This window comes from Pseudomonas sp. NPDC087029, from assembly GCF_044745345.1.
Taxonomy (GTDB): domain Bacteria; phylum Pseudomonadota; class Gammaproteobacteria; order Pseudomonadales; family Pseudomonadaceae; genus Aquipseudomonas; species Aquipseudomonas faucium.
Genome location: NZ_JBIVAB010000004.1, coordinates 399,785 through 416,177 on the forward strand (window position 1 = coordinate 399,785; position 16,393 = coordinate 416,177).

Consider the following 16,393-nt stretch of genomic DNA (forward strand, 5'->3'; position numbering starts at 1 on the left):
GCAGTTTTGCCGCCCCTGGCCCTTTGCAGCCTAGATGGCAGAAGGATCCGAGCGTTGACGCATGATCATCATTTCATCTTTGCCACTTGTTTATCGGCCTTGGCAGTGGCGAGATAAGCGAAAAGTAAAAGAGGTTTCATCTTCCATGCCCCTCAGCACCCTGATCCAGCGTTCCAGCCTGCCCAGCCCATCGCTCAGCGAAGCCCAGGCCCATGCCTTGCTGCAGGCGCATTACGACCTTGCCGGTAGCCTGTGTGCGCTGGGCAGCCAGCAGGACCTGAACTTCCGGCTGGACACGGGCCAGGGGCGCTACGTACTCAAGGTCTGCCATGGCAGCTATGCCCAGGTGGAGCTGGAGGCGCAGCATGCGGCCTTGGCCTACCTGCGCGAGCAGGGCGTGCCGGTGCCGGGCGTGCGCCCGGCGCGCGATGGGCAGGCCTTGCTGGCGCTGGACATCGACGGGCAACCGCTGCGGGCACGCGTGCTCGATTATATCGAAGGGCAGCCGCTGACTCGACTCAAGCACATGCCGGCGCGCCTGATCGCCGAGCTGGGCGCGCTGTGCGCCCGGGTCGACAAGGCCCTGGCCGGCTTCGACCACCCGGGCCTGGCGCGGACCTTGCAATGGGACCCGCAGCACGCCCAGGCGCTGATCGAACACCTCCTGCCGGTGCTGCAAGACCCGGCCCAGCGTGCACGCATCGAGCAGGCCACCCGCCAGGCCAGCGCGCAACTGGCGCCGCTGGTGGGGCAACTGCCAAGCCAGGCGGTGCACCTGGACATCACCGACGACAATGCCGTGTGGGCCCGCGATGGCGAACGCCAGTGGCAACTGCAGGGCGTCATCGACTTCGGCGACCTGCTGCGCACCTGGCGCATCGCCGACCTGTCGGTGACCTGCGCGGCATTGCTGCACCACGCCGAAGGCGACCCGCTGCGCATCCTGCCGGCGGTGCGTGCCTACCAGGCCATCAACCCGCTGAGCGAGGCCGAGCTGCGCGCCCTGTGGCCGCTGGTGCTGAACCGCGCCGCGGTGCTGGTGCTGAGCAGCGAGCAGCAACTGGCCGTGGACCCGGGCAACCAGTACACCCGCGACAATATCGCCCACGAGTGGGAGATCTTCGATACCGCCACTGCCGTGCCCTTCGCCTTGATGCAGGCCGCCATCCTGCAGGCCGCCGGCGTCGAGCCCGGCCGCCCCGACCTGGCCGATTGCGCCCCCTTGCTGCCGGCGCTGGCCGGGCAGGCGGTCAAGCGCCTGGACCTGGGTGTGCTCAGCCCCCATTGCCAGGCCGGCAACTGGGAGCAGCCCGGTTTCGACCAGCACCTGCTGACGGCGCAACCCGCCCCGGCCTGCAGCCTGCATGGGCAGTATCGCCTGTCGCAAACCCACATCGACCGCGCCGACGAGCCGGCCACCTGCGCCCTGGGCGTCGAGTTGCATGTGCCCGATGGCGCTGCGGTGCAGGCGCCGCAGGCAGGCACCTGGCAGCACCTTGGCGACGGGCGTGGCTGCCTGCGCACCGCGCACTGGGCCTTGTGGCTGAGCGGCCTGGAAGGCACCCCGGCCGATGGCCAGGCCGTGGCCAAGGGGCAGGCGTTGGGCAGCAGCTGTGGTTTTCTCAGCGTGCAACTGTGCCTGGACGCCGCCCTGCAGCCGCCGTTCTTCGCCACGCCTTCGCGGGCCGCTGCCTGGCTGGCGCTGTGCCCGTCACCGGCCGCGCTGCTGGGCTTCGATTGCGACGCCGAGCCGCTGCCCGATGCACAGGCCCTGCTGGCCCGCCGCGACGCCAGCTTCGCCCGCTCGCAGAAGCACTACTACGCCCAGCCGCCACAGATCGAGCGCGGCTGGCGCAATTACCTGATCGACCTGCAGGGCCGCTCCTACCTGGACATGCTCAACAACGTCGCGGTACTCGGCCACGGCCACCCGCGCATGGCGGCCGAATCGGCGCGGCAATGGTCGCTGCTCAACACCAACTCGCGCTTCCATTACGCCGCCATCGCCGAGTTTTCCGAGCGCCTGCTGGCGCTGGCGCCCGAAGGCTTCGACCGGGTGTTTCTGGTCAACAGCGGCACCGAAGCCAACGACCTGGCGATTCGCCTGGCCTGGGCCTACAGCGGTGGGCGCGACCTGCTCAGCGTGCTGGAGGCCTACCATGGCTGGTCGGTGGCGACCGACGCCATCTCCACCTCCATCGCCGACAACCCCCAGGCCCTGGAAACCCGCCCGGACTGGGTGCACCCGGTCGAGGCGCCGAACACCTTCCGCGGCCGTTACCGGGGCGCCGACAGCGCGGCCGACTACCTGCGCGATGTCGATGCCAAGCTTGCCGACCTCGACGCCCGTGGCCGCCAGCTGGCCGGCATGATCTGCGAGCCGGTGTATGGCAACGCCGGGGGCATCTCGCTGCCGGCGGGCTACCTGCAACAGGCCTATGCCAAGGTGCGCGAGCGCGGCGGCGTGTGCATCGCCGACGAGGTGCAGGTGGGTTACGGGCGCCTCGGCGAGTACTTCTGGGGTTTCGAGGAGCAGGGCGTGGTGCCCGACATCATCACCATGGCCAAGGGCATGGGCAACGGCCAGCCCCTGGGCGCGGTGATCACCCGCCGCGAAATCGCCGAGGCGCTGGAGGCCGAGGGCTACTTCTTCTCCTCGGCGGGCGGCAGCCCGGTGAGCTGCCGTATCGGCATGGCGGTGCTGGAGGTGATGGACGAGGAGGGGCTGTGGCAGAACACCCGCGACACCGGGCGCTATTTCAAGGCGCGCTTGCAGGCCTTGGTCGATAAACATCCGCTTGCCGGGGCGGCACATGGCTCGGGCTTCTACCTGGGCCTGGAGCTGGTGCGCGACCGCCAGACCCTGGAGCCGGCCACCGAGGAAACCACCCAGCTGTGCAACCGCCTGCGTGACCTGGGCATCTTCATGCAGCCGACCGGGGATTACCTGAACATCCTCAAGATCAAGCCGCCGATGTGTACCACGCGGGCCAGCGTGGACTACTTTGTCGACAGCATCGATCGCATCCTGTCGGAAGGCCTGTAATCACAGTGAAACCGCGTATGTCGATTGTTATCGACATACGCGGTTTTTTTATTCCTTAACGGTTGGTTGGTTGGCTTTTATTGTCGATATATATCGGGTATAAAACCGCCATGCCTTCCCCTATTCCCCAGAGGTTACCGATGAAGACCCTCAACTCCACGCCTCGCGCCGATGGCTTCCACATGCCCGCCGAATGGGCGCCGCAAAGCCAGGTCTGGATGGTCTGGCCCGAGCGTTCGGACAACTGGCGCCTGGGCGGCAAGCCTGCCCAGGCCGCCCACGTGACCCTGGCCAAGGCCATTGCCCGCTTCGAGCCGGTCACCGTCGCGGTGTCTGCCGGCCAGTACGAAAACGCCCGCCGCCAGCTCGACCTGCCGAACATCCGCGTGGTGGAAATCAGCAACGATGACGCCTGGGTGCGCGACACCGGCCCGACCTTCGTGATCAACGATGCCGGCGAAGTGCGCGGCGTGGACTGGGGCTTCAACGCCTGGGGCGGCTTCGACGGCGGCCTGTACGCGCCGTGGAACCGCGACGAAGAGCTGGCGGCCAAGGTACTGGAAATGGAGCGCTGCCAGCGCTACCACACCGAAGGTTTCGTGCTCGAAGGCGGCTCGATCCACGTCGACGGCGAAGGCACCCTGATCACCACCGAAGAGTGCCTGCTCAACCGCAACCGCAACCCGCACCTGAACCGCGAGCAGATCGAAGAGATCCTGCGCGAGCACCTGGCGGTGGAAACCATCGTCTGGCTGCCGGATGGCCTGTACAACGACGAAACCGATGGCCACGTCGACAACTTCTGCTGTTACGTCAGCCCAGGCGAAGTGTTACTGGCCTGGACCGATGATTCCAACGACCCCAACTACGCCCGCTGCCACGCCGCGTTCGAGGTGCTGAAAAACAGCCGTGATGCCAAAGGCCGCGAGTTCGTGGTGCACAAGATGCCAATTCCAGGCCCGCTGTTCGCCACCGAAGAAGAGTGCGCCGGTGTCGACCACGTGGTCGGCAGCCAGGAGCGCGACCCGTCGGTGCGCCTGGCCGGTTCCTACGTGAACTTCCTGATCGTCAACGGCGGCATCATCGCGCCAAGCTTCAACGACCCGGCAGATGCCCAGGCCAGAGCGATCCTGGCGAAGATCTTCCCCGACCACGAAGTGGTGATGATCCCTGGCCGCGAGCTGCTGCTCGGTGGCGGCAACATCCACTGCCTGACCCAGCAGCAACCGGCGCCGTTCAAGCGCTGAGGCTGCAATGCAGAAAAGGCCCGTCGGATGACGGGCCTTTTTTTTGCGCGGGCGATATGCGGCGCTGTGAATGGCATATGTTTTGTATTGATTTCAGGGAGTTACTGAAGCACGTCGGATCGCCGTCTTGTAACAATCACTACGTAAATTAGCCGCTCACGGGCCAAGGGAGTACGTGTAGACATGAATGCAGCAAGTGAGACGGCTTTGCGCCCATCGTCAGTGAATCGCCAATCGCTCAGAATGCTGGCGCAGTGGTTGAAACACCATGGAAGCAATCGGGTCAGGACGACCGACCCACGACGTCTGCTTGACGGCCGCTATCCGCAAGGGCTGATCAGCGATGCGGAGCTTGAAGCACTGCTGGGTGTGTGGCACTGAAACAGGGCAGGAGCCCGACCCCATGAAAAACGCCACCGTGAATGCGGTGGCGTTTTCGTTTGTGGGGTGTCAGTGGCGGCCCCATCGCCGGCAAGCCGGCGCCCACAAGGGGCAGCGCAGGCTGTGTAGGAGCCGGCTTGCCGGCGATGGGGCCGGCGCAGGCAACCATCAGAAGCTGTAGGTACCGGTCACCACCAGGCTACGCGGGTCCCCTGGCTGAATCTGCGCGGCACTGGTCGCCGAGCTGTAGTAGGTCCTGTCGGCAATGTTGCTCAGCGCCGCCCGCACATCCCACTCCCGGGTCCGGAAGCCCGCCAGCGCATCCCAGCGCCCGTAGCCCGGCAGCACCGTGGTGTTCTGGTTGTCGGCATAACGCTCGCCCACCAGGGTCAGGCCGGTTTCCGCGTACCAGCCAAGCTCGGGCTTCCAGGTCACGAACAGGCTGGCGTTGCGCTTGGCCACATCGTTGATGCGGTTGCCTTCCAGGCCGTTGTTGTCCTTGACGATGGTGGCGTCCTGCAAGCCGATACCGCCGCGCACGTACCAGTTGCCAACGACGTTGCCGGTGGCGGTCAGCTCGATGCCGCGCGAGCGCTGCAGGCCGCTCATCACGGTGATTTCCGGGTTGATCGGGTCACGCGTGCGGCGGTTGTAGAGCTCCAGCTCGTAGATCGCCAGCGTGGTGGTCAGGCGCTCGTCCAGCCAGTCGCTCTTGACCCCGATTTCCTTCTGCCGGGTCAGCTCGGGGCTGGTGTCGTTGGTGTTGCCCGGGGCGCCTGGGGTGATGCCGATCAGGCCGCCGCCGACCGGCGAGAAGGTCTTGCTCCACGAGGCATAGAACGAATGGTCGCGCCACGGCGTATAGACCACGCCCAGGCGGGGGCTGGTGGTGGTGCTGTCCTGTTTTTCGGAAAGGTCGCGCACCTTGTTGGTGGTTTCCACTTCGAACTGGTCGAAACGCACCCCGGCGAGGATCTGCCACTGATCGTTCAGGCGGATCTGGTCTTGCAGGTACAGGCCACGGCTGTCGACCACCGTGTGGTTGTCGCTCGACACCACCATCTTGCCGTTGTGCTGCAGGTCACGGTTGGGGTTGTTCAGGTCCAGCGGCGGCACCGGCGTGCCACCGGCCGAAACTGCCGCGGCGTTGTACAGCGTCGGGTCGCGGCGCTGGTGGCCCAGCTCCAGGCCCACGAGCAGCTTGTGCTCCACGCCCCAGGTGGCGAAATCGCCTTCGGCCTCGAGGTTGTTGAACAGGTTGCGGGTGGTCAGGTCCTGCTGCCAGCGCTGGCGAGTGACGGTGTTGTTGCTGGCGTTGTAGGCGGTTGCGTAGGTGTTGTCGAAATCGCTGTCGAGCTGGAACAGGCCCAGGGTATGGCGCAGCTGCCAGGTGTCGTTGAGCTGGTAGTTCAGGCGCGAGCGCAGCGACTGCGCGCGGTCGTCGATGTAGTCGCGCTGGGTGTCGCCGTAGGTGGTGCTGCGGCTGACGTCGGCAGGGCGGCCGTTGACCCCGGGGATGCCGCGGTCGGGGGTGCGGTTGTAGCGGCTGTATTCGTACTGCACCAGCCAGTTCAGGTCCTGGGAGATCTGCCAGCTCATCGACGGGGCGAACAGCTGGCGGCTGCCATCGATGCCATCGCGGAAGCTGTTGTTGTCCTGGTTGCCCAGGTTCAGGCGCAGGCTCACGGTGTCGCTGGGGTCGGCGCTGAGGTCGGCGTACAGGCTGCGCAGGTCTTCGCTGCCGCCCTGGGCTTCGATGGACGAGCGCCGGCCTTGCTCTGGGGCCTTGCTCACCCGGTTGACGATGCCGCCCTGGCTGCCACGGCCATACAGCACGGCTGCCGGGCCCTTGAGCACTTCGACCCGCTCGATGTTGTGCAGGTCGCGGATGTACTGGCTGTCGTCGCGAATGCCGTCCAGGTAGAAGTCGTTGCTGGCCTCGAAGCCGCGAATGCGCACGCTGTCGAAGCGCGTGTCGGCGCCGCTGCTGACGTTGGGGATGCCTTCGAGCGCCTTGCCCAGGGTGTTGCTGCCGTAATCCAGCACGTTGGCGGCTTTTACCGTGTCGATGGCCTGCGGCACGTAGCGCACCGGCGTGGACGTGCGGGTGGCGGTGCTCACTTCCTTGACCCGCGGGTTGTCTTCTTCGCGCTCGCTGTCGGCGGTTACCGACAGTTCCGGCAGGGTGGTGGTGGCGGCGCTGGCCAGGCTGGCGCTGAACAGCAGCGAAAGGCCGAGTGTCAGGGGTGAAAGGCGGCAAGGGGCAAGCATGGAGGCATCCAGACCTGGGGCAGGTGAAAAGGGATGCGAATGGTAATGCTTGCTATTTGCTACTGCTCGGGAATTCGTAAAGGCTTGTCTTTACGTTTGTATCACTTTGTTACTAGTCAATTGGCAGGGTGCCATCAGGTAAATCGTGATTGAGATCAAAATGAGATTTCTGACAAAAGATAAATTGCCTGCTGATGGCGCGAACGTGCGCGCAAATGCAGCGTTCCTCTAGGTGATTTTGGTTATAACGACCTGCATTTCACGACTTTTTGACATTTGTAATCGCACACGGCTAGGATTCCGCCAACGCCTGCTGGCCATGACCTGGCCATGCTGCTGTTCAAGGCCCGCCACATAAGCTTCGGCGGGCTTTTCAGTTTGGATCCGCATAGCGTCGAACCTACGAAGGGGCGTTGGTTCCTGGCGTCATATTGCAGAGCGTTTTTGATTAGGAATAAGGAAAACAACATGTTGAAAACCAGGATCAGCCTGGTCGCCCTGGCGATGATCGCCGCGACCCAGGCCCAGGCCAACGAGCAGGCCGACAGCAAGGGCTTCATCGAGGACAGCCACGCAAACGTTCTCCTGCGTAACGCCTACATCAACCGTGACAAGAAGCACGGCACTGATGACCAGATCGAATGGGGCCAGGCGGCCATCGCCAACTTCTCCTCCGGCTTCACCCAGGGCACCGTCGGTGTCGGCGTCGACGCATTCGGCTTGTACGCCGTGCGCCTGGACGGCGGCAAGGGCCACAACGGTGGCGCCGGTGTCGACTTCTTCAAGCCGCACAACACCACCAACGCCGACGGCAACGCCAGCGGCCCGCATGACCTGGCCCGCGCCGGTGCAGCGGTGAAGTTCCGCATCTCCAACACCGTGCTCAAGTACGGTGACCAGATGCCGACCCTGCCCGTGCTGCAGTACGACGATGCGCGCCTGCTGCCAGAAAGCTTCACGGGCACCCTGATCACCTCCAAGGAAATCCAGGGCCTGGAGCTGAACGCCGGTCGCTTCACCCAGGAAGCGCGCAAGAGCGCCGAGCGTCGTGACGGTGGCGGCCTGAAGTCGATCAACGTGCTCGGCGGCAGCTACAAGTTCACCGACAACTTCACCGCTTCGCTGTACACCGCAGACAACGAAGACGTGATGAAGAAGCACTACCTGGGCCTGAACTATGTCTTCCCGATCGCCAATGACCAGTCGCTGACCCTGGACTTCAACGGCTACAAGTCGGACATCGACAACAAGTACGTGCAGGCCGCCGGCCTGAACGGCGACTCCAACACCATCTGGAGCCTGGCCGCGACCTACGCCTACGGCGCGCACTCGTTCACCATCGCGCACCAGCGCAGCACTGGCAGCACCGGCTACAACTACGGCTGGTACCAGAACGAAGGCGGCGTGGGTGACGGTGGTTCGACCATCTACCTGGCCAACTCCTACTGGTCCGACTTCAACGCCGAAGACGAGCGCTCCTGGCAGCTGGGCTACGGCCTGGACTTCGGTGCCTACGGCATCCCGGGCCTGACCTACAAGCTGGCCTACGTGGTGGGTGACAACATCAACACCCGCAACGTCGCCAACCCAGAAGGCTTCGGCGAAGGTAAAGAGCGCGAGATCTTCAACCAGATCCGCTACGTGGTACAGGACGGCCCGGCCAAGGACCTGTCGATCAAGCTGCGCAGCTCGTTCCTGCGCACCAACAACGCTGTACAGCAGAACGGCTACAACGACGACGGCAACGAAGTCCGCGTATTCGTCGAGTACCCGATCAGCATCTTCTGATACTGATCAGGCGTACCCAACAGCCCTGGCTTATGCCGGGGCTGTTTCTTTTCTGCGCACCGGTGCCGCGGGCGCCGCTGCCGCCTCCCCGGTCTCTGGCGCAAAGCTGTCGCTGCGGGCCATCCGCCACATCCGCGCATAGAACTCGCTTTCGATCGAGCCGCTGAGCAGTTCGCCCGGCTTGAGGAATTGGTGCAGGTCGGAAAACAGGCTGATCTCGCTGGTGCTGATGCGCCGCGCCAGGTGCTTGGGCTTGAGCTCCGACGGGTGCTCAAGGCCCGCCGCCGCGAGCATTTCGGCCAAGGCGTGCAAGGTATTGCGGTGGAAGCTGGCCACCCGCTGGGCCTTGTCCGGCACCACCAGCGCGCGCTGGCGCAGTGGGTCCTGGGTGGCAACGCCAGTCGGGCACTTGTTGGTGTGGCAGCTCTGCGACTGGATGCAGCCGATGGCGAACATGAAGCCGCGCGCCGAGTTGACCCAGTCGGCGCCGATCGCCAGCACGCTGGCGATATCGAAGGCGCTGACGATCTTGCCCGCTGCGCCGAGGCGGATGCTCGAGCGCAGGTTCAGGCCCACCAGGGTGTTGTGCACGAACATCAACCCTTCGCGCATGGGCACGCCCATGTTGTCGCTGAACTCGCGTGGCGCCGCGCCCGTGCCGCCTTCCTTGCCATCGACGACGATGAAGTCGGGGGTGATGCCGGTCACCAGCATGGCCTTGGCGATGCCCATGAATTCCCACGGGTGGCCCAGGCAGAACTTGAAGCCCACCGGCTTGCCCCCAGACAGCTCGCGCAGGCTGGCGACGAAGTGCAACAGCTCCATGGGGGTGTGGAAGGCGCTGTGCGCGGCGGGCGAGATGCAGTCCTGGCCTTCGCGCACGCCGCGGGTGGCGGCGATTTCCGCACTCACCTTGTGGCCTGGCAGGATGCCGCCATGGCCCGGCTTGGCGCCCTGGCTGAGCTTGATCTCGATCATCTTCACCTGCGGGTCGCTGGCCTGGGCGGCGAAGCGTTGCGGGTCGAACTGCCCATCTTCCGTGCGGCAGCCGAAATAGCCGCTGCCGATTTCCCAGATCAGGTCGCCGCCGTGTTCGCGGTGGTAGGGGCTGATGCTGCCTTCGCCGGTGTCATGGGCAAAGCGGCCCAGGCGCGCGCCCTGGTTGAGCGCGGCGATGGCGTTGGCGCTGAGGGCGCCGAAACTCATCGCCGAGATGTTGAAGATCGACGCCGAGTAAGGCCGGCGGCACTGCGGCCCGCCGATGGAAATGCGAAACGAGGCCGGGTCCGGCGTTGCCACCGGCAGCATCGAATGGCTGATGAATTCGAAGCCCGGCTTGTAGGCATCGTTGAGCGTGCCGAACGCCTTCTCGGCGCTTTCGTTCTTGGCCCGGGCGTAGACCAGCGAGCGCTGCGAGCGCGAGAACGGCAGCTTGTCGTCGTCGCCTTCGATCAGGTATTGGCGGATTTCCGGGCGAATGGTTTCGATCAGATAACGGATGTTGCCCAGGATCGGGTAGTTGCGGCGCACGGCGTGGTGGCTCTGGCGCAGGTCGTTGAGGCCGACCAGGCTGAGCAGGGCGGTGACCACCGTCAGCGGCCACAGCCAGGCGTGTTCGGCGAGCAGGGGGAGGCTGGCGAAGGTGAACAGCAGGCACAGGGCCAGGCAGGCGTAGCGGCTGGGTAGGGAGTGTTTCATGGGTCCATCGCAGGCAGGATGACCGGGCCAAGCATAGGCAAACTGGGCGGTGGGAAAACCAGGCGAAACGGTAAAACACTGTTACCTGATAGTGGGTTGCTTTGTGGCTGCGGGCCTCATCGCCGGCAAAGCCCCCTTAGCCAGGCAGCCGAACGCTGGCCCGCAAGCCACCCCCGTCGCGGTTGGCCAACACCAATTCACCGCCATGGCTGGCCGCGATGCGCTGGGCGATGCTCAGCCCCAGCCCATAGCCACCAGAGCCCTGGTTGCGCGAGCCCTCGCCACGCACGAACGGGTCGGTGATGGTGGCCAGCAACCCCGGCGCAATACCCGGCCCACGATCATCGACGTGGATGAGCACCCCCGTGGCGCTGCGCTCCAGCGTGACCGACACCTCCCTGGCATAACGCAAGGCATTGACCAGCAGGTTCTGCAGGCAGCGCTGCATCAGCAGCGCATCCACTCGCACGCTGCCGGCCTTGCCCTGCACGGGCAGTGCTTCCTCGCCAGTGGCCAGGTCGGCGCACTGCCGCGACACCAGCCGGTCGAGGTCCACTTGCTGCAGGTTCTGCTGCTCGCCTGCGCGCACATAATCCAGCACCTGGCCGATCATGCCGTCCATCTGCGTGATGTTCTGGCGCAAGCGCTCGCGGTGTTCGTCGTCGGCCAGGCGCTCCAGGCGCAGGCGCATGCGGGTCAGCGGCGTGCGCAGGTCGTGGGAAACGGCGGCGAGGAAGTAAGCCTTGTCGTTGACCATGCTGATCAGGCGCTGCTGCATGGCGTTGAAGGCTTGGGCTGCCTGGCGAACCTCCTGCGGGCCGTCCAGTGCCAGCGGTGCCTGCGCAAGGTTGCTGCCCAGGCCACGGGCCGCGTCGGCCAGGCGCTGCAGCGGGCGCAGGCACAGGCGCACCGCCACCAGGCACACCAGCAGCACGGCGAGCATGCGCACGGCATACACCCGCAGCAGGTAATCGCTGATCAGCAACCAGGCCGACTCGCCACTCCAGCCCTGCAACTCCTGGCCATCGACCAGCAGCCAGTGGCCGTCGGCCAGCGGCACGGCGAACTGCAGGTGCGCCTGGGCCGTGCGCAAGCCGAACAGGCTGTGCCAGACGATCGGCTGGCCCTGCTCGTCGGTGAGGTGGGCCTTGAGCAGCCGCACCGCCTGCGCATGCCCCAATTCGTAGCTGAGCGACTGCTGCAGCAACTGCGCGATGCGCCGATGGCCGCGGCGCTGGTTGTCTTCGGGCCCCGGCGGGTGGTCGGCGCAGCGCACATGGTAGTGCCTGGGCACCTGCACGCCGGCGGCCTGGCAATCAGCCTGGGCAATCAGCGGCGCGCTGCGGGCGGCCATCAAGCGCACAGGGGCTTCGAGCACCTGGGCGAAGCGCACATCGAACCAGATGCTGCTCGACATCAGCTGGATCACCAGCGTGCCGCTGACCATGATCAGCAACAACTGGCCGAACAGCGTGCGCGGCCACAGGCGCCGCAGCCAGCGCATGCTCAGCCGGCCTCGGCGCGGTGGATGCTCAGCAGGTAGCCTTCGTTGCGGATGGTGAGGATCTGCGCCGCGTTGGCAGGCGCCCGGCGCAGTTGCTGGCGCAGGCGGCTGATGCACATGTCCACCGAACGGTCGTCGGGCAGGTGCTCGCGGCCGAACGCGCTGCGCGTGAGCTGATCGCGCGATACCACGCGGTTGTTGGCCTCCAGCAGTTCACGCAGCACCCGGTAATCGGACCGGGGCAGCGTCAGCGCCTGGCCGTCGGGGCGGGTGAGCAGGCGTTTGACGTGTTCCAGGCTGAAGCCGGCAAAGTGCTGCGCCTCGGCCGCTGGCGCCTCGCTCGGGGCATCCAGGCGTTGCGGGCGGCGCAGCACGGCCTTGATGCGGGCAATCAGCTCGCGCGGCTCGAAGGGCTTGGCCAGGTAGTCATCGGCGCCCACTTCCAGGCCGATGATGCGGTCCAGGGTGCTGCCCTTGGCCGACAACATGATCACCGCCAGGCCCGGGGTGGCCTGCAGCTGCCGGCACAGGCTCAGGCCGTCTTCGCCTGGCAGCATCAAGTCCAGCACCACCAGGTCGACCTTGTGCCGGGCCATCTGCTGGCGCATGCCATCACCGTCGGCCGCCGCCACGACCGTGTAGCCGGCATTGGTCAGGTAATCGCAGAGAAGTTCGCGGATCTCGTCGTCATCATCGACGACCAGCAGGGTCGTGCTCATTGGGGGAAAACACCTGTTCGGGGAGGGCCTTCAGCGCTCGTTACGTTCAATTACATGCCCGTACAAGCCGAGCATGGAGCGCAGAGGGCGCATCCCTAGAATCGTAACAAAAAATCATCTGCAAATACGAAGCCTTCCCAAATGAAACCTCAAAGCATGAAGCTTCACCCGCTCGCCTGCGTCGTCGCGCTGGCCGTCAGCGGCAGTGCCCTGGCCGCCGAAACCCAACCCATGGAGCTGCAAGCCACGCAGATTCAAGACAGTGCCTTGCTGCCCGGCGACGCTGCCGGCCAGCTCGGCTACACGGTGGAAAACACCCGCAGCTCCACAGGCCTGGCCCTGACGCCCCGGCAGACGCCGCAGTCGGTCACCAGCATCACCCGCCAGCAGATGGACGACCGCGATATCCACACCATCGCCCAGGCGCTGGACACCACGCCGGGGGTGACCGCCAACCAGTCCGAGGTAGGTGGACGCACCGATTTCCGTGCCCGCGGCTACTCGATCAGCAACTGGAAGGTCGATGGCTTGCAGTTCCAGGGTGGCTCCGACTTCAGCGGTGGCGGCAATGCGCTGAACATGGACCTGTACGAACGCATCGACATCGTGCGCGGCGCCAACGGCCTGCTCGGTGGCACCGGCGACCCCTCGGCCACCGTCAACCTGCAGCGCAAGGCCCCGACCACCACCTTCGGCGGCAGCGCCTACGCCACCTATGGCAGCTGGGACAAGCGCCGCCTGGGCGCCGACCTCAACCTGCCGCTGTCGGCCGATGGCCGCCTGCGTTCGCGCCTGGTGATGACCCAGCAAGACGCCAACTCCTTCCGCGACAACCAGTCCGAGCGCGCCCGCGCGGCCCTGGCCAACTTCGAATTCGACCTGGACGACGCCACCACCCTGGGTGCCGGCTACCAGTACGAATACAACAAGGTGGTCGGCGGCGGCTGGGGTGCCAACATCCCGATCTGGTACCGCGACGGCAGCACCACCGACCTGCCGCGCAGCACCAACCTGGCGCCGAGCTGGAGCTTTGGCGAGTACACCACCCGCACCGCCTTCGGCTCGCTGCAGCACCGCTTCGACAACGACTGGTCGCTGGACCTGAAAGCCGCCCAGAGCACCAGCGAGGTGCTCAACCACCGCGGCCTGGCCAAGGTCAACTCGGCCGGGCGCGGCCGCTACGGCGGCTACTGGGACCAGGATGGCAGCGGCGCGGTGCTCAATGGCCTGCACAGTTCCAGCGACACCACCCAGCAGTCCGCGCAGGTCGACCTGTCCGGGCCATTCCAGCTGTTCGGCCGCACCCACCAGGCGATGGTCGGCTACAACGACAGCCGCACCGTGGCCTGGTCGCCGGAGTACAGCTGCACCATGGTCAGCGACGCCCGCGTCAGCGCCCCCGCGCTGGGCTGCCAGTTCCGCGCCAACAACGGCCTGCCGCTCACCGACTGGCACAACGGCGTGGACAGCGACTTCGACATGCTCGCCTCGCGCACCGGCCGCCACAGCAAGACCACCACCCGCCTGCAGGGCATGTACGCGGCCACCCGCCTGAGCATTACCGACCCACTGTCGGTGATCATCGGCCTGCGCTCCACGGACTACTCCGCCACCACCCGCAGTGTCGGCGGCGTGCGCAGCAACCAGCAGAACCACGGCATCGTCACGCCTTACCTGGGCACGGTGTACGATCTGGACGACACCTATTCGCTGTATGCCAGCTACACCGACATCTTCAACCCGCAAACGGCCGAGACAGAGAGCGGCACCAAGGTCGAGCCGATTCGTGGCCAGAGCTACGAAACCGGCATCAAGGGCGCGTGGCTGGAGGGGCGGCTGAATGCCTCGGCGGCGTATTTCCGCACCAAGCAGGAGAACAAAGCCGTGCTCGACGATGGCCTGACCACCCCCACCGGAGGTGATGCCTACAAGGCAGGCACCGGCCAGGAAACTGACGGGATCGACCTGGAAATCGCCGGCGCCCTGACGCCGAACTGGAATGTGTATGGCGGGTATACGTACCTGCATTTCCGCCGTGTCGACAGCGACGGGCGTAGCGATCCTTCGCACCTGTTCAAGGCGTCGACGACTTATCGGCTGTCTGGGGCGCTTGATCGGTTGACCGTGGGGGCGGGGGTGAGGGCGCAGACCAACATCCGCGCCATTTCAAGCCCGGCGGGGCAGCCGGTGAATGGGGTGAGTGCGGGGGCTACCGATGTGAACTGGTCGGGGTATGCGATCTGGAATGCGATGGCGAAGTATCAGGTGACCGATGAGACGGCGGTTAGCCTGAATGTGGATAACCTGTTCGACAAGCATTACTACACGCAGTACGGGTTCTATGCGGGGGCGATTTATGGGGATCCGCGGAGTGTGTCGGTTGGGGTGAGTACGGCGTTTTGATTTGTAGGTTCATGCCTTTGGTTGTGTAGGGGGTTGGAGATCGAGCGCCGCCCGCGCGGCGCATCGCGGATGAAATCCGCTCCTACATTTGTTGCAACGTGCCACGGTCTGTCAGGCCATGGTTGTCCGCCTTGGCGCCCGCCGAAAAACCCGGTAGGTATCCGTGCCAACCAAAAAATCGCGTCGAGCCAACAAGGCTGGCAACCATGGCCTATCAGGCATAGGTACGTTGCAACAAATGTAGGAGCGGATTTCATCCGCGATGCGCCGCGCGGGCGGCGCTCGATCTCAACGTCCCCGCATCACTAATGCCGTACACCCGGCCGCCTCACGCCCCCTCACCTGGGCGCCTTCCCCGCTGGTCCACATCATCCTTCTGCAAATGCCCACCCAGACTGTCCCAATCCTCCCCAAACAACTCGACCGGGTGCATGGTCCGGTCTGCGCCATTGCCACAGGCCAGCGCTTTGGCCGGGCAATACAAGTCGCACCCCCAGCAGATGCGCTCTGGGTGGGTGGGGTTGTGGGGAAACTTCTTGGCCATGGCATGCCTCCGGGAGGAGATCGTGTGATCTGAACCTACGCTTGCCACTCCAGCCAGGGCTGACTGAGATCAAGCTTTGTTGAGGTATAGCCAAATTGGCGACATGATCGAGAAGGTCTGTTGAAGGATTGGATTGAAATGGCATCGATGAAACGTCCTCGCCTGCAGGCTGTTCAGCCCCGCCCAGGCGCCAAACTGGAGCTGACATTTACCAATGGCCAGCGATTTACCTTGGACATGAGCGACGCGCTGCAAACATCTCCAGGGCTAGCGCCGCTGGCCAAGGCCAAAGCGTTCGAAGGCGCCATCCTGGGGGATGGCGGCTGGTCGGTTGAATGGCCGCAGCTGGATATTCAGATCGGTGCCGACACCTTGTTGCTGGATGCGCTGGCCCAGACAGCACCGGATGAGAACACACGGATTTTCATTCGCTGGCGCTTGCGGCATCGGATGACACTCGACCAGGCGGCCGAAGCGCTCGGGGTGAGTGCGCGGAGCATCAGTCGGTACAGCAGTGGTCGCGAAGCTGTGCCACGCACGTTGGCATTAGCGTGTCTGGGCTGGGAGGCGTTGGAGCAGAAAGCTGCCTAAGCGGCATGGGAAAACCCGAAACAAAAAAGGCCCACCTTTCGGTGAGCCTTTTTTGATACTGCGTATGGTGCCGGCACCAGGAATCGAACCCGGGACCTACTGATTACAAGTCAGTTGCTCTACCATCTGAGCTATACCGGCAATGGGGCGTCATTATAGCGATCGGTTGGCGCCTGTAAACCACTTCCTTTCGATTGTGCG

The 16,393-nt window shown here is 64.9% G+C and carries 11 protein-coding genes and 1 tRNA gene; 6 read left to right on the forward strand and 6 right to left on the reverse strand.

What is annotated here, in order from left to right; genetic code table 11:
• Positions 1 to 145 precede the first annotated feature (145 nt).
• The 3 genes from ACIPG5_RS10175 (at position 146) to ACIPG5_RS10185 (ending at position 4,674) form a co-directional block, all read left to right on the forward strand.
• Positions 146 to 3,046, forward strand: coding sequence for an aminotransferase (locus ACIPG5_RS10175; protein WP_401374684.1), 2,901 nt, complete (start codon positions 146 to 148; stop codon positions 3,044 to 3,046).
• 140 nt (positions 3,047 to 3,186) lie between these two features.
• Positions 3,187 to 4,293 carry an agmatine deiminase gene (gene aguA, locus ACIPG5_RS10180; RefSeq protein WP_236238168.1) on the forward strand — a complete coding sequence of 369 codons (1,107 nt, stop codon included), beginning with the start codon at positions 3,187 to 3,189 and terminating at the stop codon, positions 4,291 to 4,293.
• 183 nt (positions 4,294 to 4,476) lie between these two features.
• Positions 4,477 to 4,674 carry a hypothetical protein gene (locus ACIPG5_RS10185; protein WP_236193409.1) on the forward strand — a complete coding sequence of 66 codons (198 nt, stop codon included), beginning with the start codon at positions 4,477 to 4,479 and terminating at the stop codon, positions 4,672 to 4,674.
• 168 nt (positions 4,675 to 4,842) lie between these two features.
• Here the strand turns inward: ACIPG5_RS10185 and ACIPG5_RS10190 are convergent, their stop codons facing one another.
• Positions 4,843 to 6,945 carry a TonB-dependent receptor gene (locus tag ACIPG5_RS10190; protein ID WP_401374688.1) on the reverse strand — a complete coding sequence of 701 codons (2,103 nt, stop codon included), beginning with the start codon at positions 6,943 to 6,945 and terminating at the stop codon, positions 4,843 to 4,845.
• Between the two features lie 468 nt (positions 6,946 to 7,413).
• On the opposite strand from ACIPG5_RS10190, the gene ACIPG5_RS10195 reads away from it, so the two are divergent.
• Entirely contained in the window at positions 7,414 to 8,733 is a 1,320-nt protein-coding gene (locus tag ACIPG5_RS10195; protein WP_401374691.1) for an OprD family porin, read from the forward strand.
• Between the two features lie 30 nt (positions 8,734 to 8,763).
• On the opposite strand, the gene ACIPG5_RS10200 is transcribed toward ACIPG5_RS10195, so the two are convergent.
• The 3 genes from ACIPG5_RS10200 to ACIPG5_RS10210 form a co-directional block, all read right to left on the reverse strand.
• Complete coding sequence (locus ACIPG5_RS10200; protein ID WP_176511085.1) at positions 8,764 to 10,431, reverse strand: FMN-binding glutamate synthase family protein; 1,668 nt, start codon at positions 10,429 to 10,431, stop codon at positions 8,764 to 8,766.
• A gap of 136 nt (positions 10,432 to 10,567) precedes the next feature.
• A complete protein-coding gene (locus ACIPG5_RS10205) occupies positions 10,568 to 11,935 on the reverse strand; it encodes an ATP-binding protein (protein ID WP_401374693.1) in 1,368 nt (455 codons plus the stop codon).
• 2 nt (positions 11,936 to 11,937) lie between these two features.
• Positions 11,938 to 12,654, reverse strand: coding sequence for a response regulator (locus ACIPG5_RS10210; RefSeq protein WP_401374696.1), 717 nt, complete (start codon positions 12,652 to 12,654; stop codon positions 11,938 to 11,940).
• 156 nt (positions 12,655 to 12,810) lie between these two features.
• Between ACIPG5_RS10210 and ACIPG5_RS10215 the strand changes: the two genes are divergently transcribed.
• On the forward strand, positions 12,811 to 15,057 hold the full coding sequence (locus ACIPG5_RS10215) for a TonB-dependent siderophore receptor (RefSeq protein ID WP_401374699.1): 2,247 nt from the start codon (positions 12,811 to 12,813) through the stop codon (positions 15,055 to 15,057).
• A gap of 328 nt (positions 15,058 to 15,385) precedes the next feature.
• Here ACIPG5_RS10215 and ACIPG5_RS10220 read toward each other — a convergent pair whose 3' ends face one another.
• Entirely contained in the window at positions 15,386 to 15,601 is a 216-nt protein-coding gene (locus ACIPG5_RS10220) for a DUF3079 domain-containing protein (RefSeq protein ID WP_314616871.1), read from the reverse strand.
• A gap of 138 nt (positions 15,602 to 15,739) precedes the next feature.
• Here ACIPG5_RS10220 and ACIPG5_RS10225 point away from each other — a divergent pair, with 138 nt between their 5' ends.
• Positions 15,740 to 16,192, forward strand: a complete 453-nt coding sequence (locus ACIPG5_RS10225; RefSeq protein ID WP_401374702.1) for a DUF2442 domain-containing protein — start codon at positions 15,740 to 15,742, stop codon at positions 16,190 to 16,192.
• A 65-nt stretch (positions 16,193 to 16,257) separates the two neighbouring features.
• Here the strand turns inward: ACIPG5_RS10225 and ACIPG5_RS10230 are convergent.
• Positions 16,258 to 16,333: transfer RNA gene (locus tag ACIPG5_RS10230), tRNA-Thr, on the reverse strand.
• Positions 16,334 to 16,393: the final 60 nt, after the last annotated feature.